Origin of the sequence: Pseudoalteromonas sp. SCSIO 43088, assembly GCF_023650795.1 — a bacterium.
GTDB lineage: Bacteria > Pseudomonadota > Gammaproteobacteria > Enterobacterales > Alteromonadaceae > Pseudoalteromonas > Pseudoalteromonas shioyasakiensis.
The window spans coordinates 1,088,316-1,106,952 of the sequence record NZ_CP072675.1 but is presented as its reverse complement, the minus strand read 5'-3'; the positions used below and the strand labels follow the sequence as shown (position 1 = coordinate 1,106,952).

9 protein-coding genes are annotated in these 18,637 nt (G+C 37.4%); all 9 read right to left on the bottom strand.

Annotated features, from left to right (window positions below; genetic code table 11):
* Positions 1–38: 38 nt before the first annotated feature.
* The gene (locus J8Z28_RS05020) at positions 39–3,497 is read right to left on the bottom strand and encodes an SNF2-related protein (RefSeq protein WP_250660013.1); all 3,459 of its coding nucleotides are present in this window, start codon (positions 3,495–3,497) and stop codon (positions 39–41) included.
* Positions 3,497–4,939, bottom strand: a complete 1,443-nt coding sequence (locus tag J8Z28_RS05015; protein ID WP_250660012.1) for an EH signature domain-containing protein — start codon at positions 4,937–4,939, stop codon at positions 3,497–3,499. The genes J8Z28_RS05020 and J8Z28_RS05015 overlap by 1 nt, the downstream gene beginning before the upstream one ends.
* Before the next feature lie 12 nt (positions 4,940–4,951).
* Entirely contained in the window at positions 4,952–5,695 is a 744-nt protein-coding gene (locus J8Z28_RS05010) for an OmpA/MotB family protein (protein WP_250660011.1), read from the bottom strand.
* A gap of 2 nt (positions 5,696–5,697) precedes the next feature.
* Complete coding sequence (gene zorA, locus J8Z28_RS05005) at positions 5,698–7,773, bottom strand: anti-phage ZorAB system protein ZorA (RefSeq protein ID WP_250660010.1); 2,076 nt, start codon at positions 7,771–7,773, stop codon at positions 5,698–5,700.
* A gap of 82 nt (positions 7,774–7,855) precedes the next feature.
* Positions 7,856–10,882: a type I restriction endonuclease subunit R gene (locus J8Z28_RS05000; protein WP_250660009.1), complete on the bottom strand. Its 3,027-nt coding sequence runs from the start codon at positions 10,880–10,882 to the stop codon at positions 7,856–7,858.
* Between the two features lie 12 nt (positions 10,883–10,894).
* A complete protein-coding gene (locus J8Z28_RS04995; protein ID WP_250660008.1) occupies positions 10,895–12,307 on the bottom strand; it encodes a tetratricopeptide repeat protein in 1,413 nt (470 codons plus the stop codon).
* Entirely contained in the window at positions 12,300–15,062 is a 2,763-nt protein-coding gene (locus J8Z28_RS04990; RefSeq protein WP_250660007.1) for an NERD domain-containing protein/DEAD/DEAH box helicase, read from the bottom strand. The genes J8Z28_RS04995 and J8Z28_RS04990 overlap by 8 nt, the downstream gene beginning before the upstream one ends.
* Positions 15,052–17,097 (bottom strand): DUF262 domain-containing protein, encoded by a 2,046-nt coding sequence (locus J8Z28_RS04985; RefSeq protein WP_250660006.1) that lies wholly within the window; start codon positions 17,095–17,097, stop codon positions 15,052–15,054. Before J8Z28_RS04985 ends, J8Z28_RS04990 begins: the two co-directional genes overlap by 11 nt.
* Complete coding sequence (locus J8Z28_RS04980; protein ID WP_250660005.1) at positions 17,094–18,632, bottom strand: DUF262 domain-containing protein; 1,539 nt, start codon at positions 18,630–18,632, stop codon at positions 17,094–17,096. Before J8Z28_RS04980 ends, J8Z28_RS04985 begins: the two co-directional genes overlap by 4 nt.
* Positions 18,633–18,637: the final 5 nt, after the last annotated feature.

Sequence of the window (18,637 nt, the reverse complement as noted above, 5' to 3'; positions counted from 1 at the left end):
TAAATTCCTTTTAAATCCTGTAGTAATGCTTTTCTCTGTCATACTTTCATCCTTTTCTTATCTAAACGTATTAAAATCTGTTTAAATGTAATCTGATACTTCTCAACTAACTGAGACAACTTAGTACCGTTGATAACTTCAACACCACATTGCTTTGCAACTTCTCTAGTTCTTGAAGAAAGCATAGTAGCATTGGTTATGAAGAGTAATTTTGAACAACTTTTGCCGATTTGATGCTCGTAAATTGGTTTGGCTGCAAAAATTTCTTGCACAGCTTTGTAGCCATCATATCGGCCTCTAGTAGTGTGTTTTGCTTGAATCAGTACCATTTCATTATTTGCAATCAATATCCCATCTGAGCCTTTATCCGCACCATTACTTGCAAGCCAAACACTTTCTGCTACTAACTCTTTACTCATAACTTCAACAGTTAAAGCCTCAAATTGTTGCCAACTTAATTTTTTAATATCCTCGGAATCTATTATCTGCTCATCACTAAAGCCCTTAGCACCGCCAATACCTCCCGGCATTGGAATTACTTCTTCTGGCGTAACAACAGCATCTTTGAGTTGAGTTTTCTTAGTAAGTAATTTATGCAGATTAACATCGAAAGACTCCATTTCAGGGTGAAGGAGCACTGGGACATATATGTTAACGTCTTTTTTCTGCCCAATTCTATATACTCGATCAGTAGCTTGGGCTTCTTTTGCTGGATTCCAGTGACGCTCAAAATGAACCACATTATTAGCCCCAACTACAGTCAAGCCAACTCCTGCTGCAACAGGAGACATTACAATAATATTAAATCCGTCTTTTGCCTCAAAATCAGCAATCATTGTTTTGCGAGTAGGAGTGGAAGCTTTTTTGGAAACAGCTTTGGCATCACCATTTATGATTGAAAGAGGGCCTAGCCCATATTTTCTGCCTAAGGCGATACTTAAGAAAGTTTGAAGACGTTTGTTTACCGCAAAAATAATACACTTTTCATTTTTAGCTTTAATTAAATCTAATAACTTTAGTAAGCTTTTTAACTTCTCAGATTCAAATAGTATTTCGTCTAGTTCTTTATTAGATTTAGGGCAATTTAAACTACCCCCATCCGCTAGTCGCGGATGCAATGAACTACTTCTAAGTCTTTGTAGTGTGCTCAATACATGATTAGACTCAGACTCTTCAATCGACTCTATAGCACCATCATAGACCTTTAATTGATAACCAGTCATTGTCTTACCTAATTCTGGCAAGTATTTCCAGTCAGTATTTTCAATCCCAACATACATGCGCTTTTCAGGCAGCCCATCTAAGTTGTCTTCCTTGATCCTACGAAGCATTATAGCTCCTACTTTAATCCTTAGTTCTCTACCCACTCTATTTCTTATATCTTCAACTTCATCACTGGCAGCCTGTAATATTGGTGAAATATATTTCGATCTAAAATCTTGATAGCTTCCTAAATATTGAGGACAGGCAGTATCCATTAGACACCAAAAATCCGCTAAACTATTTTCAACTGGTGTGCCTGTTGCCACTAACTTGAATTGAGCTTTAAGCCCCTTGGCAGCTCTTGTAGCTAGGGCATTAGGATTTTTAATATTTTGAGCTTCATCAAAAATTACTAACCCCCAGTCAATAAGACAAAGAGAAAATTGATAATCTCTTAACGTTTGATATGTTGTAATAACCAATCGGCCCGGCATATCAAGCCTGTCAGTGCTCTCTTTACCAATATTTAATGAATATCTTGGTTCAAATCCTTCCTCATCTATCGAGTTTGATCTAATTTCAACGCCACCATTTCTAAACCGATTTAATTCTCCATCCGACTGAAGAATTACAATGTCTCTAAACGGTGATGTTTTAAAGGTTTTTTCAACCTCATCTTTCCAGTTTTCTAGCAAACTCAAAGGAGCAACAATCAAGGTCGGTTTCTGAGTTTCATTAATTTGACTTACTTCTCTGTAGTAGTGTTCTACAGCAGAAAGTGCCATGAATGTTTTTCCTAAACCCATGTCATCAGCAAGCAAAGAGCCACTGATAGCACTATTTTCATGACTTTGATCCAATAAGCCAAGAATCCACCGAACTCCTATATCTTGATGCTTATATGGATTTCTTAAATAATTGCCCCAATCTAGTTCACCCGTTCTGCATACATCATTAATTTTCTCTGAAACTATAGGTGAATTTTCTGATAGTTCTTCATCATTAAGATCAATGTCTACAACTATTGTTTCTTCAGATTCTATTGGCTCTTTCTCACTATCTGGATCTAAACCTTTATCAACTTCTGCTTCATCACTACCAGAGTGTATTTTTTTCTCAATTTCATCGAGAGTTTTACTTACATTGCCAGAGTCAGAAATATCAAAAAATTTGCCTTCAAACTCGATTTCATTAGCTCCAGTGCTAACTGCATCATCAATTACTTTTTTTACTTTTTCTAATGATGGTGTATCGCTTACCAGTGGACCTATTTTCGATATAGGCAGCACTTGTTCTAGTGAAGCTGATTTACCAAACCAATCAACTCCAGAGTCATCTGTTTCACCAAAATAAGCATGTTTAAATGTTGTAGCCCCATGAACTCGCAACGAAAATCCAAGATCTAAATCCACCAATGATGCATCTATAAAAGCGGTTGGGTTTTGCAAAAACTCTTTAACCTTACTTTTAGGTACAACCCTATTATCCAAAACTTCTTTTACGGCTTTGATTTTTTCTTCAGTGAACAAAATAATTTCGTCACCAACTTTTATTGTATTAGCATTGGGAGCTACGATTTGCCCCAATACTTTCTGCATATCTTCATGGCTTGAATCTTGACCCATGTAGGGCGTTAGTATCAAATTACCAAAGGCATCAACCTCAGCTTCAACAGCTATTTTCTCTGGGGTATGTATTTTTAGCTTGTCAAAATGCTGTAGTTGTAAATTGGCGTTTTGTTTCTGACTTAATTGCAAGTTATGCAGCAAAGTTAAATTATCAAACTCTGTTTTATCAGAAGTTTCATGTTTCTTTTTGGCTTCAAAAGCAATTAGTTGCGCTTGAGTTAGCAGATATTGCGAAGATTCTCCAAACTTTATGATCGGGCCTTCGATGGAATAACTATGAGTAGTCCTGCCGTCAGGATCTGATACCGCAAGCTCGATATTAAAATTAGATCTACTCGTGTTCCCTTTAATATCGGAATAAATAACACCATCCCAATGCGAAGGTAATGATAAAGATTCTCGAACATAATCATCTAAACGACACAAAACATTTGCAGGTACGATGAAGCCATTAGGTATGCTCTCAGCTTCACCTTGCTCTTCTAACATCTTCAAGGTTACATACTGCTGTATTAGCCATTCATTAGCTGTTCCATTTTTTACGTTTTCAAACTCTTTTTTCTCTAAAGAAAAGTAAGCCCCATCAAGCTCATCTGGAAGAAAGTTAAATGAAACAGATCGATCTGCATTTTTAAAAAATTTATTAATTAAATCTGAAAGTGCCACTATTCTGCTCCAAATCTTCGAACATAAACACGATAATCATCTGCGGGTAAAACGTCTTTCATCATTATCGGAACTCGCAGTCGCCTTAAAGTTTCAACGGCTTTTCTCTGCCAACTAAAATTCTGAGGTGTATGGTTGAAATGGTCGTATGCTCCATGCCCTAATGATGACATCTTATTGTTTAAGCCAACGGTTAATCCCCGATACGATTGCCTTTGTTTATCATATTGGAGTACAGGGGCTGACTCATGTAAGGAGCGATAGATCCATAATTGGCATTGGTGACTTCCTTCAATCATATGAGCTGTGCCTAAATCCACATAGATAATAGATTTTTCTCCATCATCTACTAGTGAGAAATCAGGCAAATGCTCTTCTTTGTATTTCGTTTTTAAAAAGCGAGCCATGCTTCTACACATGTAAAGCTTGGTATTTTTAATCAGTTTTTTATCATAAAGACCCTCCAAAAACTTTTTCCGTGACGGAAACATTCTCTCCATGTCTGGGTCGTATGATGAATATGAAAAGTCTTCTAATGCTTCTAAGAAAAGCCTTAAGTCAAGCCCTGACAACCAACCTTTTACCTTGGCAGCCATGTCTTTTGAAACATGACTCCACCACTTCCTAAATCTAGGGTGACTAACTGGCACTCTAGGATCACCTGCTATTGACATAATGGTATTGAGCCAAGATTCATGGATATCATGCGGTGGTGCTCTTTCTATAAGAATTTTTAGGACTTTATGCCCCAATAGTTCTGAACTATCAAAGTTGGATTCATAAACTTCTTGTTTTTGAACTTCGTTAAGAAGTTCGTGTGGTTTATTCGCTGGAATATTATTAAGTTGCTCGACATAGTAAATTCTTTGAGCCTGTTCCATAAACTGACCAGACTGAAACTGATCTAGTTCGAACTCTTTAACAATAAAATCAAAATCTTTATTTTTCTCTATTGCTTGTTGTGCTAACCATTTGGGGCCATTTGGAGAAAGTAAATTTTCATCAAACCATTTTGCCTGCTTACGCTTCTTTCGAGCCTCGACCAACCAGTCTGAGACATATGCCACATCATTTAACATGCTAAAGCAGCTTAAATAATACTGATAAAAGCTTTCTAAAAACAAAGAACTTGGCTTATCTGTAATCGAGTTGATTTTATCCAAAATAGAATTTGTAAGCTGGATTTGTTTTCCAATTTTTGTGTTTAGAGCAAAGCCAAATGCACGAATATCTAATTTATTTTCAATCGTATATTCAATATTTTTATTCGTCTGAATTGCATTATAAATCTTTGCCCAAGCAGCCTTAAAGCTGTCGCTATCAGTACCAGCTTTCTTTGTAATTTGTCTTAGTCCATTAACCAGCTCTAGCATCACGTTAGCGTTATTACCAAAAGGCTTTTCTGGTAGTGTAAATCTGAGCTTTTTTAAATTTATTCTCATTTACAACACCACTTAATGTTTGCCGTAATTAGGCTTTATCTTTTCGAGATCTTCTATTGAAGGTCGTTTAACAGTAAACCTAATGTCAATCCGTCGATTTTTAGCCCTCAGTTCTGGTGTTGACTCATCTAATTCGACTCGTCTAGTTGCCGCATATCCACTTACTGAAAATAGCTTCTCTTCAGAGTGATTTAACAACTCATTCAAGTTTGGTTCTAAAGCCAATTCCTCACTCCATAACTTCCATACTGTTATAGCTCTATCAGCACTTAATCCCCAGTTACCTTTAGTCCAGTATTTACCAAATTTAATTGGGACACTGTCTGTATGACCTTCAACAAACACTGTATCTAAATAGTTAAAGCGATCATTTTTCATAATCGCAGTATGAAGAACAGCACCAATACTTTTAACTGAAGTAACCATATTTTCTGGGATTTGATCTTCGCCTGATTTAAAAGAAAGTGTTTCTTCAGGGATACGAATTACTGTCTCATTATCCGCAATTTCCACCTTAATATTTTGTTTCGCCAACTCTTCCCTAACTTCATTCAAAATATCTTGTCTTGCTTGTTCCGCCTTTTTTAGTTCTTCAATGCCAGCATCAATATCTTGTGTCCGTTGAGTAAGCTCTATAATTAGCGCCACAGCCGCCAAAATAAAAATTACCAACAGTGCCGACATTAGATCTGAAAAAGAGATCCAGTATGGGTTCTCTTCATCAACCTTTACATGATTGCGTGATGCAAATTTCATTATTAAGCACCTACTTTATCTTGAATATCCTCAACTACACCTGCTAACGCTCTTGCTGCGTTATTCATAGTATTCGCATATTGTGTTGAAGAATCAGCCCATATCGTTAAGTGATCTTTTGTTTGAGAATTTGCTTGTTCAGCATAATCAGCAAGTAAGTTGGTCATTTGAGATGACAAATCAGACACATTTTTCTGTAATTGTGATAAATATTCACTTTGAGAAGATTTCAAGTTTTCAAATGTATTACCAGCATTCACGATCATACTATTTATCTGGTCTGCTAACTCTTTGAAGCGAGCAGTATCAGCAATCAATTGTTCTCGTAAATTTTCCATTCGTTCAGAAGTTGTTTGGTTTTGGCTAGCTAAATCTTTAGTTGACTCAATGGCCTCAGCAACAGCACCAGACAATTTATTTCCAGCTTCTCTAACATGCGAACCAAATACACTCATTTTTTCTGCCGCAGATCTAAGTTCAGAGGCAGATTCACGCATGCTATCAGTAGCCTTCGCACTTGCTAAGACAGAAGATTCAACACTTTGTTGAAGTGATTTTCCTTGCTCAATAATCTGCTCGGAACTAGTTTTATGGTTCTGTATGCTTGATTCTATTTGAGAAACTAATTCTTGTGTTGACTTGGAAATTGCTTGTGTTTGCTGCTCTAAAGCTGCGTTCCTTTGCTCAGAAATGGCCGCACTCTGCTCATCACGCTTGGTGAACGATTCATTTAAGGAAGACATTTGTGATTGTACAAACTCAGTTAAAACAGAGCTTTGAGACGCAATGCCTTCAGTTAGTGACTTAATTTGTTGCTCGATATTGTTCGTAAACTCTTGTTCTCTTTCTTTTGCACGAGCTTGGCTGCTGTCGAAAGCTTCATTTAAACTGCCAATTTGAGTTTCCATCAATTCGGTCATTTTCCGACCTTGCTCATTGCTTTGCTCAACTAACTGAGAAACTTGTAATGAAATTGAAGAAATAAGTTCTTTTTCCCTTTCTCCTGACGCTTGTTGAGATGCTTCTATCTTAGAAATAAACGCTTCCATTGTGCTATTCATGCCAGAGATGGATTCGTTAACTTTTTCTGAAGCACTTTCCATTGCAGCTCTTTGTTGATTCCCTTGAGCGCCAAAGCCATCCATAAATTTCGTTAGCAAGTCCTCTAATGCTTTTTGATTTCCTTCAGAAGTTTCGTCTACCAATTTATTTATTGCTGGAGCCATTATCTCATTTAGCGTTGTCTCCAACGCCTCACTAATTCCCCTTGTTGCAGTTAGCATTGATTCTTGCATCTTAATGCCTATTTGCTCAGCGAGACCTTGCAAACTTTCTCGTGATTCGATGCTATTATTTGCGATAACTTGGAGTTGAGACTCAGGACTTAAGCGTGGAAAAATATCGTCTATTTTGTCTTGAAGTAGGCTTATCTTTTTTCTAATACTTTGCTCTAGTGATTTCTCAATAAAGTTAAATAAAACACTTAATAATACGCCCCAAACAGATGTCATAAACGCGACCTTAGCACCACCTATGACCGCAGAAACACCAGCCTTCATTTCTTCAACTGATACTTCAGATGAAATGTTCATTTCCGATAGACCAATTTGAAGCCCGACAAAAGTACCTATAACCCCAACAGCAGTCAAAAAGCCGGGTACAGCAGCAATTAACCTGTTATCAGTAACTCCCTTTGCTAAGGTATGAGTATTAAAAAAATGAGAAGCATCAAAAGTATTATGTAAATGAACATTACCGACAGCCTTAACTTCGATTAATGTTTCATCAAACTCTTTCCATATATGTCTTACAGGCTGGCTTTTTTCTTTGTCTTTATTTGTGATAAAGCTAATCAAATCTCTTCTTTTAGAAGCGATGTTATCCGTTGATGTATCCTTTAACGCTTCATTTAGAATCGAAACTCGACCTCTAGCTTTAAAATATGAAATTAAAGATTTGCCAAGAAAATAGAGTGTAATTAGTAGAAGAAATGCAACAAACGTGGCACTGAGCTGTGATTCAAATGTTAACTCTTTAAAGTTCAAAAAGTCAGGGACCAACCAATCTAATTTTTCCATAATGTTTCCTACTAAAACTACATTCACTTGTTATTCTTGCTACTAACGGTGAAAAACTATTACCGCTTAGTTTCCGTTATATTTATAAGCCAACTGTTCTTTGCATACTTTGCATCCAAGATGCTTTAAAAGCCGGATCACCAGCAAAAAGCTTGTAAAGTTCAAGCTCATCTTTACGTCTAGCCAACATTACCTCTTTCAGCATTTTTTCGAATGCTAGTTCTCGGTTATGTGGATCAGGGTTATTTTGGTATTTAGCTTCAAAATCAGGATGCTGTTTAATACTTTCTGCAATATTAATAAACTTAACTTTTTGTTCCGCTGGAGTTGCACTCCAGCCTTGGAACCATCTTTCGTTAAAATTCTTGATGATATCGTCTAGCGGATCTCGCTCTTCTTCACCGCCATGCGCTCCACGCGGGTTAGGGTTCTGTGGCGCTAACTCTGTTTCTTCTGAATCAAGTCCAATACCATAATTCAACTTAACCCGCTGAAGGCCATAGGAGCTTAAATCAACGGACTCTAATAATTCATCAAGTGCTTCAGAGTCAGGGTCTTTAACAATAAGCTTCGGTATTAAGAATTTTAAGAACCAAAAGAGTTTTTCCCATGCAACAATCTCATATGGCATGATTGATGCCATCTGCCCATAGATTTTTACGAACTGCTTAGCTTTTACTTTGAAATCAACTTTATCTTCGTCTTCAAGTTCTAACTCATAATTAAAACGGTTCGCAGCGGTATCTATAATTGGGCTTAGTGTTTGCGCATCTTCGTTATTAAAATAACGTTTAATAAAGTCTTCAACCTCGTACCATTCGTAAACGCCAGCATCATCCATAGAGTCTTTCAACTCATGTAAGACATTGATGTCAGTAGCTTCTGATAACGTTGTTGAGGTATAGAATGGGTCAAATGATGTTTTGATATCATCAACACTGTTAAAGAAATCTAGTACAAACAGATCTTCTGTCTTTTTGCCAAGCTTAGGTGCTGAGCGATTAAGACGTGATAATGTTTGAACACAAAGCACACTCGCTAACTTTTTATCAACGTACATTGCACACAATTTTGGCTGATCAAAGCCCGTCAAATATTTATTAGCAACTATTAGTAAACGATATTCATCTGTATCAAATTTGTCTTTGGTTTCACTTTCTGGAAAGCCATTCATATCAGCTTCGGTATACTCGATTCCATCAACTTCTTTGGTTCCAGAAAACGCAATAACAGCTTTAAATGGATTGCCTTGTTGTTCAAGCTGTCTAGTTATCGCTTTGTAATAACGTATAGCTGTTTCAATATTTTGAGTAACAACCATCCCTTTTGCTTTCCCCTTAAGCTTTTTGCTATTCACAACGTGCGGTATGAAATGCTCAAGCATGATCTCAGCTTTTGTATCGATGGTTTGTTGACTTGTCTCAACGTAGGTTCGCAGTCGTTTCTGAGCTTTCTTAGTATCGAATTCAGGGTTGTCTTGAATTGATTTTTCAATTTCATAATAGCTCTTGTACGTAGTGTAATTCGCTATAACATCAAGAATGAAGCCTTCCTCAATCGCTTGTTTCATTGAGTACAGGTGGAATGGCTTAAAACTACCGTCTTCTTGCTGCTGTCCGAATTTCTCTAAAGTACTGTTTTTAGGTGTTGCTGTGAATGCTAAATAAGATGCATTACCTCGCATCTTTCTTGAACGCATTGCCTCAAGGACTTTATCTTGAGCGTCCTCAGCTTCCTCTATTTCAGACTTACCCATCGCTCGGTTCATGTTGTCGTGGGCAGAGCCTGATTGTGAGCTATGAGCTTCATCAATGATCACAGCAAAACGTTTATCACTTAAATCACTTATACCATCAATGATAAATGGGAACTTCTGAATGGTAGTGATAATAATTTTCTTACCATTTTCAAGTGCTGACTTGAGTTCTGATGATTTAAAAGCAGGAGCAACAATATTCTTAACTTCAGAAAACTCTTTAATATTATCTCTTAACTGTTTATCTAAAAGTCTTCTATCCGTTACAACAATCACCGAATCAAATAACGGCTGCTCTATACCTCGACTTCCCGGAGCATCTGATGAGTGTGGGTAAGTTTCAATTAGCTGGTACGCAGCCCATGTTATAGAATTTGATTTACCTGAGCCTGCCGAATGCTGAATCAAATAGGTTTGACCCACGCCATGCGTGGCGGCATGATTTACTAACTTACGAACAACATCCATTTGATGATAACGAGGGAAGAAAAGCGTGCGCTTTTTGAGATCATCTTTGCTTGAACCATCTAAGCGAACAAAATGCTGAATAATGTTAGCCAAGCTTTCTTTGGTAAACACTTCCTCCCATAGATATGAAGTCTTATGACCAAACATGTTTGGCGGATTACCTTGTCCATGTCCATTACCTTTGTTGAATGGCAGGAAGAAAGTACTTTTACTTGCAAGCTTCGTGGTCATATACACTTCATCGGTATCAACCGCCATATGAACTAAGCACCTACCAAATTGCAGTAACGATTGAGTTATATCTCTATCATTACGATATTGCTTTTGACCATGATATCGCGCTGTTTGCCCTGTCCACGCATTTTTAAGCTCAAGCGTTATCAATGGAATACCATTAATAAAAAGCACCATGTCGATTTCTTGAAGCGGGTTTGCTTTTGAATAATGAAGCTGTCGAGTTGCACTGAAAATATTTGCCGCAAAGTTCTGATGAACTTTGTCGCTGCTACTTGCTAACGGAGCTGGATACATTAAGTTTAAATGCGCGTCATCTACACTTAAGCCTTTTTTCAGTAGATGCAAGATTCCATGTTTTTTAATCAGCCTATCAAATCGTTCAAGCACTTTACGCTGCCAATCATTCGGACTATTACGCTTAAGTTTTTCCAACTCATCTTCTTGCGTATTTTCTAAAAACTGCCAGAAATAATTAGTGTCTAACGCATAATGCATGTCAAAGTCAGTCGGTTGACCAAGTTTATAAAACTTGTTGCCAAAATCAGGTGCAGCTTCTTGCACACCTGCTTTAATGTCTTCTAGGCAAGTTCCCGTTAATGCTTTTTCTATCGCAGCTTCTAATGCTTGTTCGTTTGTTTGACTAACCATTTCTTATTCTCCTTAATGCGTTGACTGGCTTTTAACTATTTTTATTACACGCCAACTAGGGGTTCCTTTCTTGGGATCTTTGTCCCAAATTTTTGTTGCCTTGACATACTCTTGATCGTTAAAACCGTTCAATAAATAAGGAGCAACGAAAGCATCATCAACAAAGCCAAAGCCCTTGGGATTGAGCTTTAGAGTGCCTTCAATTAATTTCACTCTCTCACTTTGTTTTGGTTCAACCTTGTGCGCTTCCAATACTTCTAACTGCTGTCCGTCATTAGCAAGTTTTAACTCTAGCCACGTTCCTACCTCTGGTAATCCTTTACCAAAAAACACACCTTTTCTTGCACTGAGTTTTTTATCCAAATCAAGATATATACTAAAACCCTTACTTGAACGGTGATGCGAATCAACAATACCTACCGCCACTTCTAACTTCTTGGTTGCATATTGAAGGGCATCATTTGCTCTGGTTTTAATGACTTCATCAAAGTTAAGCGACTCAATAGCTGAGGCATCAAACCACCCTTGCTGAATAAGCTCTTCATGCTCTGGTTTTATGTGCCAACCATTTGCGTTGTATATTTGTATTAATTTACTCAACGCTGCTGATGCAAAATCAAACTCTTGTTTATTGGCAAAAAGCTGGGCTAACCCGTAAAACATTGGAATACAAAAAGGAGGTTCGTGAGCTTCCAAAATTGCCTTGCTATAACAAGCTATTGCGGCCTTAGGCTCTTGGCTAATATAAGTATCAGCTAAAGCGCCCCAAGCCCAAGATTCAGACATTTTTTGTCGTAAAACTGATAAAGCAGATTCTCTTGCCTCATCATATCTACCCGCACTAACCAAGCATTTAGAAATATCAAACTGAAGCCAAGTTTTGTTCCTATCAAGAGCATTATTCAGCGCATAATTAAGTAAATTTAATATACCATCCAGATTCAAATCCCATTGTTTATGATGTTGTAACCACGCTTTACTTGTTTGCCTTGATAACCTAACTAGTAAACTTGGGTATTCTCCCTTTTCTGTTTTATATGGCTTTAGGTCGGCAGGTTGATAAAGGTTAGAGCCATAATAAGTTAACATCTGGATATAAGACTGGTAATGCTCTCCACAGCCCTTAAACAAATTGAAGAATCTGAAATCTAGTTCTTCACATGGCACTGTTAAATTGAGTTGTCCAATACAATTAATCCATGAATTAACTATTTCCTGCTCATTGACATTGGGAGCCTTATTTTGCCTAGCTAAAATCGGGTCTTGAATCGCCTTTATTGCAGCATAACAAACCCAAAATAAGGATGTTCTTAAATATGTATTTTGTGGTTCATTTTGAAAAGCCACAGAACCACAATTCCATGCATCTACAAAATTTCCTTGCTGCTTCAGTTCACGAATTTGGGCAAATACTTCACTACTCATTTAAAGCTTCCTTAAAAAGAACCATAACCTCTTCAGAAGTCGCTTTTTCAGGCATTATTTTTGATAGTAATCCAGTTTTTACGACCCAAGTTTTAAATTGAATGGCCTCATTACCTTTCGCGCAAAGAACTTGCATCTCCCAGTCACCTGAACGCTTTGCGTCAACTATTTCGAAACCTAATTCTTCCACAAAATTTCGAAGTGATTGTAGAGCCGTATTTAGTCTAGATTCATCAAACGTTATTTCGCTTGCTAAGAGTGTTTTTAATTCTTCGCTTAAACTCGGCTCTTTTGACTCATCAGGAAAAGCTAATGTTTTGACTTTAATATTTTTGTCATAGGTAAATCGAACACGAACTTTCTTACCCGTACTGTGCTCAAAAGTATAAAGCTCTTGATAGCTATGCTGCTTTAATTCACTGATCCGCCAAGAAGAGTTACTAAGACAATTTGATACGGAAAAGCAAATAGCTTTAAGCTCAACTACATCAGTATTCATTCCAACGGGATAATTGAATTTTTCTAATTCTGTTCGTTCAGGAATTTGATAGTTAAAGCCTTTGCTTACAGGAAACATTCCAATTTTACAATTGTTGTTTGGAATGAATTGAGTCTGATATAGCGGAGTTAATTTAGGGTATTTAAGTAACTTCAAACCATTCTCAGCAGACATACTTGCTGTATATAAAAACCTAAAAAAACCATCATTGGTAATAGAGTCACCACTAGGGCCTCTACTAGCATCCAAATAAACTAAATTCCATTGCCTTCCTTGCGCTCTATGTACCGTCATGGCGTATGCATATCGAATTCTAGCCGCATTTAATAAAGGACTATGGGCGATATGATTTTGTATTAATTCAGAATACTTTTTCTTCTCTGATAAATATTCATCAGATTTCTTGTCATTGATGCTGTCCAATTTACCTTTAAGCCCTTTAAATGCTTCGACAGCTTGCTCTCTTACCTTAATACTTAGCACTAACATTTGATCAGTACTTAATTCCGGCTTATCCGCATGTAAATAATCAATAATATAAGAAACGTTCACATCACCTAAGCTTGGCACTCGGCAATTCAAATAACCTATACGCACAACTGTCGGCATATCGCGACCTTTTAGCTGTAACTCAATGGTATCAATCTTGTCATCAACCTCAGTAACGCTAGCTATTTCTCCTGAATGCACCCAGTCATTGCTGGACTCTATATCAACCGATATATCTTTGGGGCTAATCACTGGTGAACTTGTGTGGAAATCAATAAGATCTCCAGCATTTAGAACATAAGGGTTGGCTTGTTTTAGAACTTTTTGCTTAGCCGCAAAATTGATTTTTTGAGCCATATCATTCAACGCTGTTAAATAAACACCGTGATAACGCCCTGATGTTATATCAGTACCAATTGTAGGACTATTTTCTATCTGTGATACTACTTCACTGTCTGCATTAGGCAGTTTATTAAAGTGTTTGTGTTGCATCTGTTGTGCAATTTCAAACTGAAAGTCATGTAACTCTTTAGGTTCTGACTCGATCTGTTGTTCTAAAAATGCTTCGTCAATCGTTAATTCTTTGTCTCGAATAGCCTGACCGGATAGCAAGCATAGGTCTAAGTCGCCACGAGATAGTTGATATGGGTCGCCAACCAAAAGTAATTTGGGCGGATTATTCTCAAACGCAGTTAATAGATCATTAACCATATGGCCTGACCCAAAAATCGCATTATCCATGTCATAGTAACTATTGCTAATTAAATGCGACTCAACAACAACCAAAACTTTGTCTTTAACTTGTTCGCTAGTAAGAATCACTGGGTGCTTAGCTAACTCAACGCCATTTGATTTCTTTACTACTCCATCACTCTTACTGCTGTAGAGTACTTGATATATTGAGTTAAACTCTCCAAGCCCCATCTCGGTATACTTATTTGCAATTCGAGCATTCGGGGCCAAGAGCAACAAACTCTTATTTTTATTCTCTATTCGCTTAATTATTTCTCTCACTAGGGTTCGTTTACCCGTGCTAGACATGCCTTTCAAAACCAAAGCACATATATCAGATGTTAACCATCGCTCTACTTGTTCTAAGGCTGTTTTTTGAAACCCAATAGGAGTAAATTCAGAATTAAATGATTTTTCAGGTTCAGCGGTTATAGTTCTAATAACAGGTTTACCATCAGGGAAGTATTCAGGCGCGGCAAAAGCATCAGCAATCATATTAAGCTCATGCAAAGACATATCAATCTCTGCGCTTGCTATACCGTCAATTGTTCGAATAGCTTTACCTAAGTCACATATATGAAACCAACTTTTAATTTGTTGTGGTATCTGAGTTTCATCTATTTCTATTGGTTGATGAAACATCACTAAACCCGCTATATGACCAAGGTTTGGTTTAGATTGAATTTCTATATGCCCACTTTTAATGTAATCGAGTAGAGCAAACTTATTGCTGCGAAGCTGTAAAAATGGGTTTCGACTATTACCGCCTTTAACAACAACATCGTCACAGTACCAAGGGCCATTTTCAGAAAATGTTAGCTCACCGCCAAAATTTTTGAAATCGATAACAATGATCGCATTATTCTTAACGATTAATGCATCAAACTCTTTGCCTGCAACAAAAAAGTTACCGAACAAATATAACTGATCATCACGTCCATCCCACTCTGCTTGCAGCATATCATGCAAAGCATTAAACGCTTGGTTCTCATGACTGTGGTTAAATGCGCTCCCTCTGAAAGCTTTAAATCCCATTAAATGCCTCTCGTCCTGAATAATGCTGTTCCAATAAACAGATCATCTCTTTTTGATGCTGTTTAATCTTGTCTTTGTCCCACTCATCGTTTTGCTTCAACTCAAAAATTTGTTTTAACTTGAGTGAGTCATATACTGGTTTAGCTTTGAAATCTTCCTGTTTTTTACCAACGGTTTGATTACTATAGGAAGAGTTTTCACCCGGACTCAGTAACACAAGGTTGCCAAAAGCATTCAAATAGTTATCTTCTAACCGCTTATCGTATTCTTCATGTTGTGGGTGAACATGCTCAACAGAATTTTTTGAGCTTATGCGGTATTTTTTGAATTTCTCATCAGCTCTATTTTGCTCATTTTTCCAAAGCACATATTCCAGCTTTTGAAACCAATAATGCTCAAACCCAGTGCCGTTGATTTGTTTTAGATAATCATTCATTTCATTTGAAGATCCAAAACTGCCATCTGTTTTCGTAAGGTAGTTAAAACTTGCTTGTTTTTGGCTAAGTTCGGCATGGAACAAAGCTAGTGACATCTTATTATCAATATCTTCTAACTTAGCTAATACTATATTTTTATCTTCCGTGTTGTTTTCAACTAACCAACCTAGAAAAGATGTAAGCCAATACTGAGCGCTTCGTTCACCAGTAAAGTATCGAACACTTTGAAGTTGGCTTAACTCTGTAATTTCTGTAGGCACTCGGTTTAATCTGCTTTGTGTCTTTGAGAAATTAACATTACTTAATCGTAAAACTGCCGTGGATTCTTCAGCCTTTTCTACCCACTTAACAACCCACTTATCAAACTGGTAGCGTACTTGCCATAAGCAATCTAAAAACTTAATTACTTCTAATTCAGAAGCCTTTAATACAAACTTTTCAAATGCTTGATTGAGTCGCTCACCATTAACGCGACTTTCAATGTCTTCGTTACCTGCTTGCGCTCTATAGATTCTAAATGCATGAATTAAAAACAACGGAAAGCCAATTATTGAGCGGCAGAATACTTCATCGTCTTCAGCGCTACTGCTACTACTTTGTTTCGATTCTGGCTTTTCTAACAGAGACTCGTCACTTATGATCTCCTCAAGCGTTAACCCTCTAACGCTCTCAGAGCCTTTATCGGAGAGATCTTGAAGCATATTAGTATCAACAAGCTTAAACTTTGTTTTGTCAAAACTAGCTAGATCTATATCTTGAATTTTTTTCCAGTTAGATGCTGTAAACACCCGCCTCACATTGCGCTCAAAGTAGTTATTTAGGTTTTCACACACTTGCCACAAGCCATCATATTCATGACGGTTTTTGCTTAACTTACCTAATAGTTTCGATTTTAAGATATCGGATTGCTCTAACTGCACACCACTGGTATTCATAGTCGCGAACAGTTTATTTAAATCGGTTCCAGCAGGAATAATGTTGTTAACCCAACGTACTTGCTGATAAAAGTACTTAGCAAAGTTAACTAAATGCGCTTCACCTTTTTTACTGTCCTTACGTATTTCTTTAATAAAGCTCGTTGCAGTATTTAACGCTTCGGCTAAATGTTTGGTGTATTCGTTCTTATGAATATCTTCATCAGAAGGTTTATGTGTAAACTCTAAATCAGTCCATGAGCACAATAAACCTTGTACCATCTCTCTAATTGAAAACGTAACACGAGGAAAATGCGCTAATGTCGCAACGTTTGAAAGCTCACAATCAACATTGGCTTTTTTAAATGCAATGGCAATCAGCATTAAGGTTGTCATGCGCTGTTGTCCATCGATCAATTCAAAGCTCACGGATGCATCTTTGTTAGCTTTTTTCGGCAATTGAGAAGAAAGCACAGTGCCAATATAATATTGGTGCTCATCTGCAATATATGCTTGCTCTATATCTTGTAACAGCTTTAAAACGCCTTCGCCACCCCACACGTAGGGCCGCTGATAAGATGGGATTTCAAACGCGATTTTGTTAATTAATAAATCGTGTGGCGTTTGTACTATTGTTTCGACCTGACTAACGCTTGAAGCGTTGTTTGATAAGGCTAAACTCATGCAACACACTCCTGCAATGCTGGCATATTACGATCTTTGGGTTCAGCTAATTTGTTCTCTATACCTTGTTTTAAATCAGCGTCAAAAGACTCAGCTATTTGATTACCAGAGCGCTCTGCTACAAGAATGTTAAAAAACTTAGCATAACCTTTTAAGAATTTTTGCTTTACTCCATTAGCAGGCTTACCGTCTCTATCTGATATCCCTATGTTTTCGGGCGTTATATCTCGCTTAAAACTTTGCAACATTGTAACTAGCTGCTTGTGCTCATAAGCTGTGGTTATCCAGTCAAGTAATGGGTACTTATTAACAAATGAAGAAATAGAGTCTTCTCTGACTGTTTTCTCATTGTAAAGTCGAATAGAAAAGACACATCGAGCTAACCAAAAGCTGGCTTCATTAAGGTGCTCTGTTCCAAACTCACTGACATATAGCAAAATAGTAATATCAAATAATTCTGTTAAAAAATCGCTGTTATTCGCCTTTAACACCACCTCGTTGTAAAACGAATAGAATGGCTCTAGATAAGGTTGAGACTGCTCAACCATCAAGGTGTGATATAGCTCATTAAAGTAGGCTAAATAATTAACCGTATTTATACCTGCATTTAGAGGTTGTTTAGCTAAATAGCCATCAACAAGCTGCTGAGATATTGCTCCCGATAAGCTTTTAATTTGAGCGCCACGGCTAAAGGCTAAATCTTCATTTTTACTGCCAGTATTCTCGGCAAACTCTTTTACAATGGCTTTTTTAACACCTTCAGGTGATCGGTGAGAAGGCACATATTTAAAACCAAATGCCTGCCAGCGTCTTGCCTTAAGCAGCCTGTTAACCACACCATCTAAATAGTTAAAAGACTCCCATTTACGCGCAAAGTTATTTTGTATTTCACTGGGTATCGCACGTAAATGGTGAGCTTTAATGACTTGTGGGCCAGATAGTCTTACGCCCCCCGTATTTTGCGTTTCAAAAAAACGATAGGCTTCATCTTCAGATTGTGTGATTACCACTGTGAAGTTAATACGGTTTAAATCGAGTGCTAACAACGACTCCGGGAGAGATTGTGCTGTTAGCCATTGATAGTTTTTGGCAATACGCTCATGGCTACTTGGCGAACCATAACGCATATTTGGCAGAGAGTAACTGTTACCACTTTTAGTTGCTATTGCCATGCAAATCAACTGCAAGGTCGTAATTCGCTGTTGACCATCAATAATATTCAAAATGATTTCAGAGCCATTAGTAACCTGATGCAACACCACACTACCCAAATAAAGTAACGGTTTTGCAGGCTTAATTTGCGAATCAATCATTTCAGTACTCGCAGTAAAATAAGCTTTTAGGTCATCAAGAAAGGCTTCGACATCGCTAGGCAACCATTTGTAAGGTCGCTGGTATTCAGGAAGGTTTAACCGCACCTTTAAGCCATGCAGGGGCTTTTTATCAACATCAATCACATCACCAGAGAATAACTGTGCAGCCGTTACACTGGTAACGGCAATGTCCATTGAATTGTTTACTACGTCCTGTTGCATCGTCA